This window comes from Rhizobium sp. SVR5-2C (genome assembly GCF_056755115.1).
The window spans coordinates 50,660-64,102 of the sequence record NZ_JBNDHT010000007.1; the positions used below are offsets into that span (position 1 = coordinate 50,660).

Annotated in this window: 15 protein-coding genes; 9 read left to right on the plus strand and 6 right to left on the minus strand. The window is 60.3% G+C overall.

Going from position 1 to position 13,443, the window contains the following annotated elements; all coding sequences use genetic code 11:
- Window positions 1-52: 52 nt before the first annotated feature.
- Complete coding sequence (locus ACPYOI_RS03625) at window positions 53-1,228, minus strand: extracellular solute-binding protein (RefSeq protein ID WP_481419038.1); 1,176 nt, start codon at window positions 1,226-1,228, stop codon at window positions 53-55.
- Between the two features lie 179 nt (window positions 1,229-1,407).
- Here ACPYOI_RS03625 and ACPYOI_RS03630 point away from each other — a divergent pair, with 179 nt between their 5' ends.
- Window positions 1,408-2,130, plus strand: coding sequence for a GntR family transcriptional regulator (locus tag ACPYOI_RS03630; protein ID WP_481419037.1), 723 nt, complete (start codon window positions 1,408-1,410; stop codon window positions 2,128-2,130).
- Window positions 2,131-2,178: 48 nt separating this feature from the next.
- Window positions 2,179-3,366 carry a mannonate dehydratase gene (uxuA, locus tag ACPYOI_RS03635; RefSeq protein ID WP_481419036.1) on the plus strand — a complete coding sequence of 396 codons (1,188 nt, stop codon included), beginning with the start codon at window positions 2,179-2,181 and terminating at the stop codon, window positions 3,364-3,366.
- An 80-nt stretch (window positions 3,367-3,446) separates the two neighbouring features.
- On the opposite strand, the gene ACPYOI_RS03640 is transcribed toward uxuA, so the two are convergent.
- The 5 genes from ACPYOI_RS03640 to ACPYOI_RS03660 all read right to left on the minus strand — a co-directional run bounded on the left by ACPYOI_RS03640 (window position 3,447) and on the right by ACPYOI_RS03660 (window position 9,331).
- Window positions 3,447-4,214 (minus strand): FadR/GntR family transcriptional regulator, encoded by a 768-nt coding sequence (locus ACPYOI_RS03640; protein WP_481419035.1) that lies wholly within the window; start codon window positions 4,212-4,214, stop codon window positions 3,447-3,449.
- Window positions 4,215-4,271: 57 nt separating this feature from the next.
- Window positions 4,272-5,369: a Gfo/Idh/MocA family protein gene (locus ACPYOI_RS03645; protein ID WP_481419034.1), complete on the minus strand. Its 1,098-nt coding sequence runs from the start codon at window positions 5,367-5,369 to the stop codon at window positions 4,272-4,274.
- An 11-nt stretch (window positions 5,370-5,380) separates the two neighbouring features.
- On the minus strand, window positions 5,381-6,391 hold the full coding sequence (locus ACPYOI_RS03650; RefSeq protein WP_481419033.1) for a Gfo/Idh/MocA family protein: 1,011 nt from the start codon (window positions 6,389-6,391) through the stop codon (window positions 5,381-5,383).
- 245 nt (window positions 6,392-6,636) lie between these two features.
- Window positions 6,637-7,938: a hemolysin family protein gene (locus ACPYOI_RS03655; RefSeq protein ID WP_481419032.1), complete on the minus strand. Its 1,302-nt coding sequence runs from the start codon at window positions 7,936-7,938 to the stop codon at window positions 6,637-6,639.
- A gap of 118 nt (window positions 7,939-8,056) precedes the next feature.
- Window positions 8,057-9,331, minus strand: a complete 1,275-nt coding sequence (locus tag ACPYOI_RS03660) for a PQQ-dependent sugar dehydrogenase (protein ID WP_481422554.1) — start codon at window positions 9,329-9,331, stop codon at window positions 8,057-8,059.
- A gap of 248 nt (window positions 9,332-9,579) precedes the next feature.
- Between ACPYOI_RS03660 and ACPYOI_RS03665 the strand changes: the two genes are divergently transcribed.
- The 7 genes from ACPYOI_RS03665 to ACPYOI_RS03695 all read left to right on the plus strand — a co-directional run bounded on the left by ACPYOI_RS03665 (window position 9,580) and on the right by ACPYOI_RS03695 (window position 13,412).
- On the plus strand, window positions 9,580-9,783 hold the full coding sequence (locus tag ACPYOI_RS03665) for a hypothetical protein (protein WP_481419031.1): 204 nt from the start codon (window positions 9,580-9,582) through the stop codon (window positions 9,781-9,783).
- Between the two features lie 10 nt (window positions 9,784-9,793).
- Window positions 9,794-10,012, plus strand: coding sequence for a hypothetical protein (locus ACPYOI_RS03670; RefSeq protein WP_481419030.1), 219 nt, complete (start codon window positions 9,794-9,796; stop codon window positions 10,010-10,012).
- Window positions 10,013-10,076: 64 nt separating this feature from the next.
- Window positions 10,077-10,904, plus strand: a complete 828-nt coding sequence (locus ACPYOI_RS03675) for a nucleotidyltransferase family protein (RefSeq protein ID WP_481419029.1) — start codon at window positions 10,077-10,079, stop codon at window positions 10,902-10,904.
- Window positions 10,897-11,619 carry a metallophosphoesterase family protein gene (locus tag ACPYOI_RS03680; RefSeq protein WP_481419028.1) on the plus strand — a complete coding sequence of 241 codons (723 nt, stop codon included), beginning with the start codon at window positions 10,897-10,899 and terminating at the stop codon, window positions 11,617-11,619. Before ACPYOI_RS03675 ends, ACPYOI_RS03680 begins: the two co-directional genes overlap by 8 nt.
- A 189-nt stretch (window positions 11,620-11,808) precedes the next feature.
- On the plus strand, window positions 11,809-12,534 hold the full coding sequence (locus tag ACPYOI_RS03685) for a Crp/Fnr family transcriptional regulator (protein ID WP_481419027.1): 726 nt from the start codon (window positions 11,809-11,811) through the stop codon (window positions 12,532-12,534).
- A gap of 87 nt (window positions 12,535-12,621) precedes the next feature.
- On the plus strand, window positions 12,622-13,152 hold the full coding sequence (locus ACPYOI_RS03690) for a sigma-70 family RNA polymerase sigma factor (RefSeq protein WP_481419026.1): 531 nt from the start codon (window positions 12,622-12,624) through the stop codon (window positions 13,150-13,152).
- A gap of 17 nt (window positions 13,153-13,169) precedes the next feature.
- Window positions 13,170-13,412 carry a DUF2934 domain-containing protein gene (locus ACPYOI_RS03695; protein WP_481419025.1) on the plus strand — a complete coding sequence of 81 codons (243 nt, stop codon included), beginning with the start codon at window positions 13,170-13,172 and terminating at the stop codon, window positions 13,410-13,412.
- The last annotated feature ends 31 nt before the right edge of the window (window positions 13,413-13,443 follow it).

Below are 13,443 nucleotides of genomic sequence, written 5' to 3' on the forward strand. Positions count from 1 at the left end.
TCTGTAAGAAAAGAGCGGCGCCGGCCAAAAGAGGCGGCGCCGTCTTGTTCGATCAGCCCTTCTTGGCGCCGATCTTTTCGTCCCAGATGCGGAAGGCGTCGACGAGTTGCTTCGGCTCCAGCGGCACTTCGAGCGGATTGCTCGCGATCCAGTCGGCATATTCCTCGCGGCCGAACTCCTTGATCACGTCCTGGCTTTCCTGCGGCGCCATGTCGATCGTGACGTCCTTTACTGCCGGGCCCGGATAGAAGTAGCCGGCGTCATAGGCAATCGCCTGCTGCTTCGGCTGCAGAATGTAGTTGATGACATCCATGAGAACGGCCATCTTCTCATCGGAAACGCCCTTCGGAATGACGGCGTAGTGCGCATCGGTGACCCAGTGGAAGCCGTCGAGCTTCTGCACCTTGGCTTCCGCTGGAACGATGCCGAGGGCACGCGGATTGATATCCCAGCCGGTGGTGGTCGCGACCATGTCGCGGGTGCCTTCGCCGAGTTCCTTGAAGACCACCGCAGTACCCGTCGGATAATATTCGATGTTTTCACCAAGAGCTGCGAGATACTCCCAGGTCTTGGACCAGCCGTTGACCGGATCGCGGGGATCGCTGTCGCCGAGCAGGTAGGGAAGGCCCATCAGCAGCGTTCGGCCGGGACCGGAATTGGCGGGGCGGGCATAGAGGAACTTGTTCTTGTTCTGCTTCGTCCAGTCGAGAAGCTCCTGTGCCGTCTTCGGCGGAGTCGCGACCTTGTCCGGCATGTATTCGAGCAAGGGGCCTGACGGATAGTAGGTGACGACGACGCCATGATCCTTGGCGAGCGCCTGCATCTTGAAGGCCTGCGGCTGCAAAATACTTTCCAGATTCGGAAGCTCGGCCTTGTGGGCTGCGAGATCGATCCACAGGTCCTGGTCGAGACCGGCCGAAAGAGCATCCGTCCCGGTCAGCACGAGATCGATATCGACCTTGCCCGCCGCCTGCTGCGCCTTGATCTTGCCTGGCAACTCGGGTGCCGGAGCCTTGGTGAAGGCGAAGCTTGAAACCCAATCTGCCTTTTCCGAGGCATAGGCTTCAAACATGCCCTGCGTCAGCGCCAGATTGCCGGCGACGTCGGCAATGGTAATGGTCACCGGGCTCGCCGGCTTCTTCGCCTGGGCGAAAAGCCGGGTGGGCAGCATGCCTGCAACGGCAACGCCGGCCGCCGTTCCGACAAATGTTCTGCGCGTAATTTTCATGATGTTCTCTCCTCCTCTGCGGCAGTTACCCGGGCAAAACCCCAGCCACGCCTGCCTCCCAAGATCTGCAGAAATCTCCAATATCCTTATCAAGAGCGCCGCTCCTTCCGGCGCGTCTTGGCAATGCAGTTGAATTGATATACTAGTATGCACGAGAGAGTCAACGTTAAGGAAATTTCATGCGGCAGGCATCCAGCTCCGAAGCGATCGACTTTCCGGCTCTGCCGGAAAGACCGCGGAAGCTGCGCCGCGTGACGACAGCGAATGCCATTTTCGAGCGGCTGCATGCGGATATCGTATCGCTGCGCATGGCGCCTGGCATGGTTCTTCAGGAAAAGCGCATCGCCGAAGAATTCGGCGTCAGCCGCACACCGGTACGTGAAGCCTTGCTTCGGCTTTCCGACGGCGGTCTCGTCGATATCTTTCCGCAATCAGGCACGGTCGTTTCACGCGTCCCTGTATCGGCAATCCCGGAGGCAGTCGTCATCCGCAAGGCGCTCGAGAGCACGACCGTCGAAAGTGCCGCCAGAATTGCCGAGCCGCGGCATATCGCGCAGCTTGACTCCATTATCGCCCGGCAAAACGCGCTCGCGGCTCTCGGCGATGCGTCCAACTTCCATGAAGAGGACGAGGCGTTTCACGAGGCGATAACGCAGATCGCCGGCTATCCAGGGATCTGGTCCATCCTGAAGACCGTCAAGGTACAGATCGACCGGGCCCGGCGGCTGACGCTTCCGGCCCTGGGTCGCATGGACAATGTCGTTCACGAGCACAAGGTGATCCGCGACGCGATCGCAGCCCATGACGTGGAGGCAGCGCGAGCCGCCATGCTTCACCATTTGAGCGCCGTCATCCCTGACGTCGCCGAGCTTCGGGCACGCCATCCCGATTATTTCTGCTAGGCGGATCCGGCTGATCAATAAGCAAAGAGACAAACAAGGAGGAGACAGATGCGGCAAGGTTGGAGATGGTTCGGGCCTGAGGCTCCCGTCACCCTGGACGACGTGCGCCAGGTGGGCGCGACGAACATCGTTTCCTCGCTGCATCAAGTGCCGATCGGACGCGCCTGGACCGAAAGTGAAGTCGGCGAACGCAAGTCGATGATCGAGACCACCCCGCCCGGCCGTTCGTCCCTTACATGGTCCGTGGTGGAGAGCATCCCGATCCCCGATGCGGTCAAGCGCAAAGGCGGGAAGGCCAAAGCCGAAATCGAAGCTTGGATCGCAAGCCTCGAAGCCGTCGCCGCCTGCGGGATCCCGATCATCTGCTACAACTTCATGCCGGTTGTCGACTGGACACGCACCGAGCTCGACTATGTGACATCGACCGGTGCGACCGCGATGCGTTTCGATCACGAGCGTTTCGCTGCCTTCGATCTCTTCGTTCTACAGCGCCAGAGTGCCGGCGATGACTATTCGGCAGAAGACCAGAAGCGTGCTCGCGAAGTTTACGAGAGCATGACGCAAGAAGAGATTGACGACATTACGCGCAACATCACCTCGGCGCTGCCCGGCTCGACCACCGAGCCACTGACCATTCCCGCCTTCCGCGACAAGCTCGTGTCTTATGCAGGCATTGACGCCGCCAAGCTTCGGCAGCACCTCATCGAATTCCTGCAGGCCGTCACGCCGGCCGCCGAAGCGCGCGGCGTCAAGCTGACCTTGCATCCGGACGATCCGCCGCGTTCGCTCTTCGGTCTGCCGCGCATCGCATCCAGCGCCGAGGATTACGCCGCCCTCTTCGATGCCGTTCCCTCGCCGGCGAACGGCATGTGCTACTGCACCGGCAGCCTTGGTGTGCGCGCCGACAACGACCTGCCGGCAATCGCCCGCCGCTTTGCCTCGCGCATCTACTTCGCGCATCTGCGCGCCACCAAACGCGAAGCCGATGGCCGGACGTTCCATGAGAGCGCTCATCTGGAGGGCGATGTCGATATGGTCGCAGTCCTGAAGGAGCTCGTGGCCGAAGACCGCAAGCGCGGCGCGAAGGATGAAATCGTCTTCCGCTCCGACCACGGCCACCGCATGCTCGATGATCTCAACAAGACCGTCACCCCGGGCTACCCCGCCATCGGCCGCATGCGCGGACTGGCGGAGCTCCGCGGGATCCTCTATGCGCTGGGGGCAATACCATCCTGACCGGCTGGAAGGACCTGCGCCAAACGGCGCGGGTCCGTCTTCCTGCTCTTAAATGCGTGAGGGAGGCGGCGTTTCGGTTATCATACCTTTGCCTCGCCCGCCTTCTCCGGATCGGGCGCAAGCCGGCCGCGTTCATCGGCCTCCATCAGCTCGGCGCTGACATTGCGGATGTGCCGGGCCATGGCCTTGTAGGCGGCATCCGGATTGCGGAGGCGTAACGCCGCCAGCACCGCATGATGGTCGCCGATCCAGAGCGGACGGACGCTGGGCGCGTGGATGTGCTCGTGCAGCTTTTTCCACATCAGGGATTCATCGCGCTGTGTCCACAGGGCTTCGACCATGGAAAAGATGACGGCGTTCCCGGTCATCCGGGCGATCGTCAGGTGGAAGTCGCGGTCGCCCTTTTCGGTGAGCGCCACGGCATCCGTTTCCTGCTCCATTCGGGAGATACAGTCCTCGAGCACGGCGATGTCGTAATTCGTCGCGCGCTCGGCGGCGATGGCAGCTGCGCTCGCCTCCACGGCAAGCCGCGCTTCCAGGAGCTCGAACGGGCCGGGGCCGGCATCCGTCGGGAGCATGTCGAAATTAACCTGTTTGCCGCGAACAGGGCGCACGATGATGCCCGCCCTGCCCTTCACCTCGACGATGCCACGCATCTCGAGCGCGATGACCGCCTCGCGAACGACCGGGCGGCTCACTTCCAGCTCTTCGGCCAGTTCGCGTTCCGAAGGCATATGCCAGTCCGGCTTTCCGGCATTTGCCTCGATCATGCGCAAGATCCGGCGTGCGACGACCTGGTAGAGTCGCTGTTCGCCTTGAAGCCGGAGCGCAGGTCGAGCTGCCTCCATGAAGGGTCTCCTTAGCGCGTCACCCTAGCGGATGACGCGATTTTTGTTGCGCCGCGGTCAGCGGCCGGCGGCCAAGCGCCGCTCCTCCTCAGGAAGCCACGAGCGGTAAAGCGGGTGCTCGGCCGTGATCGGCAGGGGCGTCGGTTGGCCGGTGCGCTGCGAATGATAGGCCGCCGTCACCAGTTCCAGTGAATTGCGCGCGTCCTGGAGCGTCACCGGCGGCTCCTTGTCCTCCACGATCGCCTGGTGGAAGAGCTCGAACTGACGGGTGTAGCCGTCTTCCTTGACTTCGTAACCTGCCAGCGCGTCGTCGACGCGCTTCTGGTGCTCCTCGGTCCCGGCATTGAAGGTCCAGGGGTCGCGGCCCATCGTGTAGGGTTCGAGAATGCTTTCGGCGACGACATCGCGGAAGCAGAAACGCAGGCGAGAGATTTCCTTGCGCGAGCCGAGCGTCATCGAAAGCGCGGCAAGCGATCCGTTCTGCATCTTGACCGCAAGGACCGCCGTGTCTTCCGTTTCAATCGGATTTACGAGGGTCGCACCATAGGAGAAGACTTCGGCGCAGGCGCCGTGCACGTAGTTCAGCATGTCATGCGCATGGATCGCGTGGCCGAGCAGGCCGCCGCCAAGCTCGCTCGCCCACTTGCCGCGCCATGGCACCGCGTAATAGTCGGGTCCGCGCCACCAGTGCGTCTCGATCGTCGTCATGAACGGCTGGCCGGTGAGACCAAGTTCGATGAGCCGCTTCAGCTTCTGCAGGCCGGAACCATAGCGGTACTGGAAAATCGGCATCAGCTTCCCGCCGCCCGAGCGGGCAACGATGTCGCTCATCTCATCGACTTCGGCGATCGAACCGAAGAGCGGCTTTTCGCAGATCACATGCTTGCCGGATTCGATGCTTTTCCGGCAGAACTCGAAATGCGAATCCGGCGGGCTCGCAATGTCGATGATGTCGAGGTCATTGCGGGCGAAAAGCTCGTCGACGTTCTGGGTATATTCGGGAATGCCATGCTTGGCGCAGAGTTCGCGCCCGCGGTCTTCGTCCAGCGAGCACAGGACGGGCACTTCGAAAAGATCCTTGTTCCAGTCGAAACCGCTCAGGTGCCGGGAAGCGATACCGGCACCGATGACGCCGACGCGCAATTTGTTCGTCATGGTATCTCCTCCTATCGTCCGCCGATCCGCGCAGCCTTGGTCTGCCCCTCGAGCGAAAGACGGCAAACCTCATAAACATGAACCTGGGTCATCGCCGTCTCCGTGCGGTCCCGCACGTCCGCGGTGAACGCCTCGAAATAGTCGAGCTTCTCGCCGCTGCAATCGATGTAGGTGTTTTCCTTGCCGTTCACGAGGAACAGGTGATCCTTGCCGGGGCGGCCGGAAATATCGATGTATTTGCGAAGTTCGATGTAGCCCTCCGTGCCAAGAATGGTCAGGCGACCGTCGCCCCAGGTCGGCAGCGCCTCGGGCGTGAACCAGTCGACGCGGACGTAACCGGCGGCCTTGTCCGAGCGAAGCAGCACCTCGCCGAAGTCCTGGAACGCCGGCTTTTCCGGCATGCCGAAATTGCCGATGGAACTTGCAACCACTTCGCCGCTCGTCGAGCCGGTATAAAAAAGAAACTGGTCGATCTGATGCGAGGCGATATCGACAATGATGCCGCCGAAGGCCTCCGGATCGAAGAACCAGTCCGGCCGCGTTGGCAGCTGGAGCCGGTGCGGGCCTACGCCGAGGGTCTGGATCACTTTGCCGATCGCCCCTTCCTTGACCAGCTTTCCAGCCTTGACGGCAGAGCGCACGCAATGGCGCTCCGAAAAGCAGATCGAAAAGATCTTGCCGGTTTCGGCGACCGTCTTTTTCACTTCTTCGAGCTGCTCGAAGGTGGTGACGCCGGGCTTGTCCGTCATCACGTCCTTGCCGGCCTTCATGGCCCGGATCGCAAGGCCGGCGCGATCGCGAGGAATGGCGGCGATGCAGATGACGTCGATGGTCGGATCGGCGAAAATCGTCTCACGGTCGATCTGCGGCGCGTCCGGATATGTCTTCTTGAAATTTTCGAGCAGCGCCGGAACCGACGTCTTCGGGCAATAGCCAACAAATTCCCCGCCCGCGGCAAGCAATCCCTTTACATGATCGAACGTATGCCCATGGTCGATTCCGACGACGGCAAATCTCAGCATTGACGCCTCCTCCTGCAAAGCCGCCATGCTGGCAGCATCCATTTTCTCCCAACCTGGTCAAACCAGACACTCAAGAAGGATTGTTGTCAAGGATACTTGTGCTGCAGATTCGCAAGCAACCGCTGTTCCCTAGGCCGCAGGCGCTGGCCCGGAGATTTCGTGATACGATCAGCTGGTCAGACCAGATGCCTCGGCGGGTGGCGCCAAAGCGCGATCCACCGACTGCTCTTCGCTGGACTGAGGAACTATGCTGTCCGCTCTGCGGCTTGTTCAAGCTCCGGGGAAACAAGGATCTTGTCGACACGGCGGCCATCGAGATCGATGACTTCGAAGCGCCAGCCATCCTTCACAAAACTTTCGCCGAGTTCCGGCAGATGCTTCAGCTCCTCCAGCACGAGGCCGGCCACTGTCTGGAATTCAATATCGTCGTCGAGCTTGAAATGCATGAATTCCGCGAATTCGTCGATCTGGGTCCAGCCCGAAACAAGGTAGGAGCCATCGGCGCGGCGGACGATCGCCTGCTCGTCGGCAGGTCCTTCCTGCAGCGCACCCATGATTGCCTCCATGATGTCGCCGGAAGAAACGATGCCTTCGAAATGGCCGTATTCGTCGTAGACAAGAACCATGTGAACCGGCGATTTCCGGATCGCCTGAATGACATGCGTGGCGGTCGAAAGATCCGAGATCACCGGCACTTCATGGGTCAGCGACTGAATGCTGGCATGACCATGCGTGTGCAGCGCATCGTAGAAGTCTTTGACGAAGAGGACGCCAAGCACCTCGTCTGAACTGTTACGGCGAACCGGCAGGCGGGAGCGGCGCGTCTGATGCAACTGCTTGCGAATTTCCTCAAGGCTGTCTTCGATATCGATGACCTCGACATCACGACGGGGCGTCATCAAGGCTCTCGCCGTCCGGTCCGCGAGGCGCATCACGCCGGAAATCATCGCGGATTCCTCGCTCTCGATCACGCCGGCGCTCTGTGCTTCGGCGAGCACGGTCTTGATCTCCTCGTCGGTCACGCCATCGCTGCCCTTTCCCGATTGTCCGAGAAGCGTAAGCACAAGCTTACCCGAAGCGTCGAGAAGCCAGACGAGGGGCAAAGCGAGCTTGGAAAGTACGGCCATGGCCGGAGCCATCCTGCTGGCAACCGTTTCAGGCTCGCGCAGGGCAATCTGCTTCGGCACCAGTTCGCCGATAATCAGCGAGAGGTAGGTGATCGCGACGACGACCGCACCAACGCCAACCGCGTCGGAGACAGCCGGCGAAAGGCCCTGCGTGGCCAGCCAATTGGCGAGGCGGCCGCCAAGGGTCGCGCCCGAAAAGGCGCCCGAAAGGACGCCGACGAGCGTAATGCCGATCTGAACGGTGGAGAGAAAACGGCCTGGGTGTTCGGCAAGTTTGATCGCCTGGGCAGCGCCGCGGCTGCCTTGATCGGCTAGTACCCGGAGGCGGGCGGGACGGGAGGAAACGACGGCAAGTTCGGACATTGCAAGCACACCGTTCAGAACGGTGAGCATGACCACGATTACAATTTCCAGAAACAAAAGAAGCTCATGATATTGACAAAGATATCCTAGGATAGGGCCAAAGCGCCCAGAAGGAAAGCAAGGCGGAGCCCTACGTTCGGCTATTTTGTGGGAGCCCTATCTGTCGGGCGCTCCGTCATTGCGCCGAAGCCGGTGAAACCCGCCAAATAGTATTGCCGACGTCATCAGCAACCAGCAGTGCGCCCTTGATGTCGATGGCGACGCCAACAGGACGGCCACGCGCCTTGTCGTCCGGGCCGATGAATTCCGTCAGCACATCCCGCGGCGGACCGGACGGCTTGCCGTCGGAGAAGGGAACGAAGATGACCTTGTAGCCGCTGCGAGGTTTGCGGTTCCACGAACCGTGTTGGCCGACAAAGGCGCCGCCCACATATTCCGGGCCGAACAGGTTGCTCGTATTGAAGGTAAGGCCGAGCGAGGCGGTGTGAGGACCAAGGGCATAGTCGGGAACGATCGCCCTGGCGACCAGATCGGGATTTTGCGGCTTCACGCGGCTGTCGACGTGCTGGCCGAAATAGCTGTAGGGCCAGCCATAAAAGCCGCCTTCCTTGACCGAGGTCATGTAATCGGGAACCAGGTCGCTGCCGATCTCATCCCGTTCATTGACGGCGACCCAGAGTGCGTTGGTCCGTGGCTCCCAGGCAAGTCCGTTCGGATTGCGCAAGCCACTTGCGAAAACGCGAACGGCTTTTGTGGCAAGATCGATTTCGAGGATCGATGCGCGGTTCTTCTCCAGATCCATACCGTTTTCGCCGACATTGCTGTTCGAGCCGACGGTGGCGTAGAGCTTGGCGCCATCGAGGCCGGCAATGATATCCCTGGTCCAATGGAGATTGATCGGGCCCGCGGGCAGATCGGCGATCTTCTCACCTGGGGCAGTGATCGCTGTCTGCCCCTCTTCGTAGGGAAAAGCCATGATCGTGTCGGTGTTGGCGACGTAGAGCGTGCCCTTGGAAAAGGCCATGCCGAACGGCGAGTTGAGGCCCTTCAGAAAAGTCGCCCGCATCTCCGCCGTCCCGTCGTGATCGGCGTCACGGAGCAGGGTAATACGGTTTGCACTCTTCACCTCAGCGCCGGCTCGCCTCATTAACGCGCGTTCGACCCAGCCGCGGATACTGAAGCCGACGTCACCGCCCTTTGGCGGCCTGTTGCTTTCGGCAATCAGCACATCGCCGTTCGGCAGCACGTGGATCCAGCGCGGATGGTCGAGACCCTTGGCGTAGGCCTCCACCTTCAGACCGCCAGCGGCCTTTGGCGTGACCCCGTCCGGCCAGCTCGACGCCTCGGCCACATTGAGCGTCGGAATCAGCGTAGGGTTCGGCGCAGGCAAGGTCGGCGACGGGCCGTAACCTTGCTCGATCGGGACCGTAGCGGAGTCGCGTTCAAACATGAAGATCCACCCTCCTCCAACGAGCATGACAACGAGGACGACGGCGATGACTTTCTTCATGGATAGCTTCCCGAGTACGCTGCTAAACGCCTCGAACTGCGAGAGGTTTTAGGGCTCCCGTCGCCGGCGCAGTCTTCCACGGAAAAGTGCCCCGGTTGACGATACTTCTTGAAAGCGCATTTGAGGCCTTGCGGAACTTTTTGGGGCAATAGGCGGTTCTTCCTGCTCAACAGCCTGGGGAGAAATCCATGACGCAGATTCGCGAAACCGCGCGCCGAAGCCGGACTGTGCGCGGGCGTCCCTACAGCCTCCATGAGTTTGCTGAGAAATATGGTCTCGACGATGACCAAGCGAAGAATCTTTTCAAGCGATTTGGTCCGTCTTCGATAGAACTCGACCTCTTGATGGCAGCCAAGCGCCGTCCGCCGGTGCGGCTTGAACATGTGCTTTAAGGAGCCGGCGATGACCGACAAGGATAAAATCCGCAAGGACGCAGAAGGGCAATTCGCCCGGACACGCAAGGGCGCGAAAAACAGTGGCGTCAGCAGCGCCAAACCGCGCGTTATCACCCATTCCGACGACGCAACCGTGCATCGCAACCCACCGGGAAGCAAAAAGCCGGAGAAGGATTGGGATGTGAATTACGATGAAGGCGAGAACGCAGGGAAGCAACCGTCCTGAAGCCCCCGATGACACCGCGCAAGCCGCATACTGGACCTGGCTGTCTCACGAAAAAGGATGAACGATGAACGCCTCGACCGGGACCAAGAAGGGCAGGCCCAACCCTGCGCTCATGAAGGCCAGGGCGATGCCCCAACTCATAGATCCCGATGCCGAGCCTTTCGTCGCCGAGGCGATAAGAGAACTCGTTGACTGTAAGATTCCCTTCCTCGTCGCCGGTACCTACGCGGTTTGCGCCTATACCGGTATTTCCCGCCAGACCAAGGATTTCGACATCTTCTGCAAGGCCGGTGACTACGCCCGCATTCTCGGCCATTTCAAGGAAAGGGGCTATGCGGTCGAGGTTGAGGACGAGCGGTGGCTTGGCAAGATCTTTCAGGGCAAGCATTTCTTCGACGTGATCTTTGCCTCTTCCAATGGCACCATGCCCGTCGGCGAGGACTGGTTCGAGGATGCCAGGCAAGTTGAGATGTGCGGCTGCCCGGTCTGGATCGTCAGCCCGACCGAATTGCTGTGGTCGAAGTTCTTCATCCAGCTTCGCCATCGGTACGATGGAGCGGATGTTGCCCATGTGATCCTTCGCGCCCACGACAAGATCGATTGGCGCAAGTTGCTCGGCTACATGGAGGTGCACTGGGAGGTGCTGCTTATCCACCTCCTGAACTTCCGCTGGATCTATCCGACGGAGCGCGACAAGATTCCGCAGTGGCTGCTCGATGAATTGCTCGACCGCCTGGCTGCTCAGCGCGAACTGCCCCTTCCGCAGATGAGAATTTGCCGCGGCCGCATGTATTCCCGGGCCGATTTCGAAATCGATGTCAAGGAATGGGGATTCGCCGATGTCGGCGGCGAAGGCGAACTGCGCGGCGATTGGGAGAAGAAGGATGAGTGATAGCGGCAACACGGTCAAAATTGCAGCCGTCGCCGATCTTCATGTCAGGGAAGATGGCGGCAAGTCCTATAAGGAACTGTTCGGCGAAATCTCATCTGTTGCGGACGTGTTGGTCATCGCAGGCGATCTGACCGACCTGGGCAAACCCAGGGAAGCGGAGTTGCTTGCCGTCGACCTCCGGAATTGCTCGGTGCCGGTCGTTGCAGTTCTCGGGAACCACGACCACGAAAGCGGTCACGTCGAGGAAATATGCTCCATTCTCACGGATGCGGGAGTGAAGCTTCTGAACGGTCAAACAGTGGAAATCGAGGGGGTCGGCTTCGTCGGCGTCAAGGGCTTCGTCGGAGGCTTCGGCCGGCATATGCTCGGCTCGTTCGGGGAAAGCGCAATCAAGGCGATGGTCGCGGAGAGCGTCGAAGAAACGATGCGGCTGGAAAATGCCATGCGCCAGGTGCGCGCCGATCGCTCGGTGGTCATTCTGCACTATGCACCGATTGTCGAGACGGTCACCGGCGAACCGCTTGAAATTTATCCCTTTCTCGGATCATCGCGCCTTGCCGAAACGATCGACCGCTTCAAAGTGAATGCCGTCGTGCATGGCCACGCTCATCGCGGCACCTACGAGGGTCGCACACCCGGCGGAGCTCCAGTCTTCAACGTGGCGGCGCACATCGAAAAGCCGACCGGCCGGCCCTATGCGCTGCTCGAGCTTTGAAACGATCACCAGCCTAGCCCGATTGAGCAGGCACTCTTGTCATTCGAATGCCGCTCTGCCCAGCACACGACGCCCGCGAACACGCTACGAAGTTTGTACGATAGAAGACAGTCGGTTGTGCTGTAATTTCAAGGCGCTAGGGTCCATTTCCATCGAGTCGGGCAATTCTTGTCCGCCGAGGGGAAACGAATGCCGACTGAAGACCGACAATACCGCAATGCACTTCTGAAAAGTATGGATGCAAGGGATCTGGCGCTTCTCGCTCCTCACCTCGAATACGTGACGCTCGATATTCCCTACGAGATTGAGAAGGCGCATGAGCCGGCCGACTATGTCGTTTTCCTGGAGTCGGGACTGGCCTCGATTGTGGCCCGGCTTTCGGGCAGGCGTGACATCGAGGTGGGTATCGCCGGGCGCGAGGGCATGACAGGGGCTGCCATCGTGCTCGGCGGCGAGCAATCGCCGAACATGACATTCATGCAGGTATCCGGAACCGGTTTTCGCATCTCCTCAACGAAGCTCCAGGAGGCGATCGACGCCAGTTCGACGCTCCGAGCCAGGCTGCTTGCCTATATTCAAGCCTTTATGGCGCAGATGTCGTCGACGGTCCTCGCCAATGGCCACTCAAAGCTGGAGGAGCGCCTGGCGCGCTGGCTGTTGATGGTCCACGACCGCATGGATGGCAACACAATTTCGCTGACGCATGAATTCCTCTCAATCATGCTGGGCGTGAGGCGCCCGGGCGTCACCGTGGCAGTCCACATCCTTGAGGGCAAAGGCTATATCCGCGCCAATCGAGGACAGATCACCATCCTCAACCGCAAAGGCCTGATTGAGGAAGCCAACGGCTCCTACGGAGCTGCGGAAGAGGAATACCTGCGACTGATAGGAACCCCGCTTTCGCGTCAGCAGTAATAGCGGTTGTACGCTAACGTACTCAAAAACTTTCTCGGGAACACACTTATTGCGCAGGCATTGCTCCAGCTAAGAAGGAGAAATGCCATGCCAACGGCTTCATTCGAACGGAACCGCGCCTCCCAAGCGGAAATTATCTCGCTACTTCCAGCACTTAAAGCATTCTCGAGACGTTTCGAGCGCGTTGAAAACGACGCCGACGATCTGGTGCAGGAGACCGTCTCAAAAGCTCTCTGCCATCTCGAACAGTTCCAGGACGGCACCAGCCTAAAATCCTGGCTCTTCACAATCATGCGCAACACCTATTGCAGCAGCTACAAGCGCCGCAAGCGCGAACCTGTCGGCTGTGTCGGCGATCTTAGCGAATGTCAGGTGCCGGTGAAATCGACACAGGACTGGTCCCTGAGAGCCCGCGAGGTGCAGGCTGCGATCGATAAGCTCGGCGCGCGGCACCGCGATGCGTTGCTGCTGGTCGTGGGAGGCACGAGTTACGAGGAAGCAGCCGTGATCTGCCATTGCGAGGTCGGCACCATCAAGAGCCGAGTGAACCGGGCGCGCAGCCACCTCCTTGAAATACTTGGTGAAACACAGTTTTCAGAAGCAGCCTCGCTGCATTAAAATAAAGGGACAGTAAAATGAAGGGTCAAGACAGGGACGAATGGATCGCCCAGCGTGCCTACGCGCTCTGGGAACAATGCGGACGCCTGGACGGCAGCGATCTTGAGCATTGGATGGAAGCCGTTCGCGAGCGCGACGAGCTGGAACGCACCCAGGCCTCGGCGGACGGACGCGAAGTTCTGGTCCGCTTCAGGCCGAAAGCTCCGACGATGACACCGCGGCGACGAACCGCGCCGGCGGCCGCTGTTGCTGGAGGCTGATGAACCGGCGCAGTGGATTGAGCTCTGGCTG

Coding starts and splice junctions, on each gene's coding strand:
- ACPYOI_RS03625 (WP_481419038.1), bottom strand. CDS start 1,228: ATGAAAATTACGCGCAGAACATTTGTCGGAACGGCGGCCGGCGTTGCC.
- ACPYOI_RS03630 (WP_481419037.1), top strand. CDS start 1,408: ATGCGGCAGGCATCCAGCTCCGAAGCGATCGACTTTCCGGCTCTGCCG.
- uxuA (WP_481419036.1), top strand. CDS start 2,179: ATGCGGCAAGGTTGGAGATGGTTCGGGCCTGAGGCTCCCGTCACCCTG.
- ACPYOI_RS03640 (WP_481419035.1), bottom strand. CDS start 4,214: ATGGAGGCAGCTCGACCTGCGCTCCGGCTTCAAGGCGAACAGCGACTC.
- ACPYOI_RS03645 (WP_481419034.1), bottom strand. CDS start 5,369: ATGACGAACAAATTGCGCGTCGGCGTCATCGGTGCCGGTATCGCTTCC.
- ACPYOI_RS03650 (WP_481419033.1), bottom strand. CDS start 6,391: ATGCTGAGATTTGCCGTCGTCGGAATCGACCATGGGCATACGTTCGAT.
- ACPYOI_RS03660 (WP_481422554.1), bottom strand. CDS start 9,331: ATGTTTGAACGCGACTCCGCTACGGTCCCGATCGAGCAAGGTTACGGC.
- ACPYOI_RS03665 (WP_481419031.1), top strand. CDS start 9,580: ATGACGCAGATTCGCGAAACCGCGCGCCGAAGCCGGACTGTGCGCGGG.
- ACPYOI_RS03670 (WP_481419030.1), top strand. CDS start 9,794: ATGACCGACAAGGATAAAATCCGCAAGGACGCAGAAGGGCAATTCGCC.
- ACPYOI_RS03675 (WP_481419029.1), top strand. CDS start 10,077: ATGAACGCCTCGACCGGGACCAAGAAGGGCAGGCCCAACCCTGCGCTC.
- ACPYOI_RS03680 (WP_481419028.1), top strand. CDS start 10,897: ATGAGTGATAGCGGCAACACGGTCAAAATTGCAGCCGTCGCCGATCTT.
- ACPYOI_RS03685 (WP_481419027.1), top strand. CDS start 11,809: ATGCCGACTGAAGACCGACAATACCGCAATGCACTTCTGAAAAGTATG.
- ACPYOI_RS03690 (WP_481419026.1), top strand. CDS start 12,622: ATGCCAACGGCTTCATTCGAACGGAACCGCGCCTCCCAAGCGGAAATT.
- ACPYOI_RS03695 (WP_481419025.1), top strand. CDS start 13,170: ATGAAGGGTCAAGACAGGGACGAATGGATCGCCCAGCGTGCCTACGCG.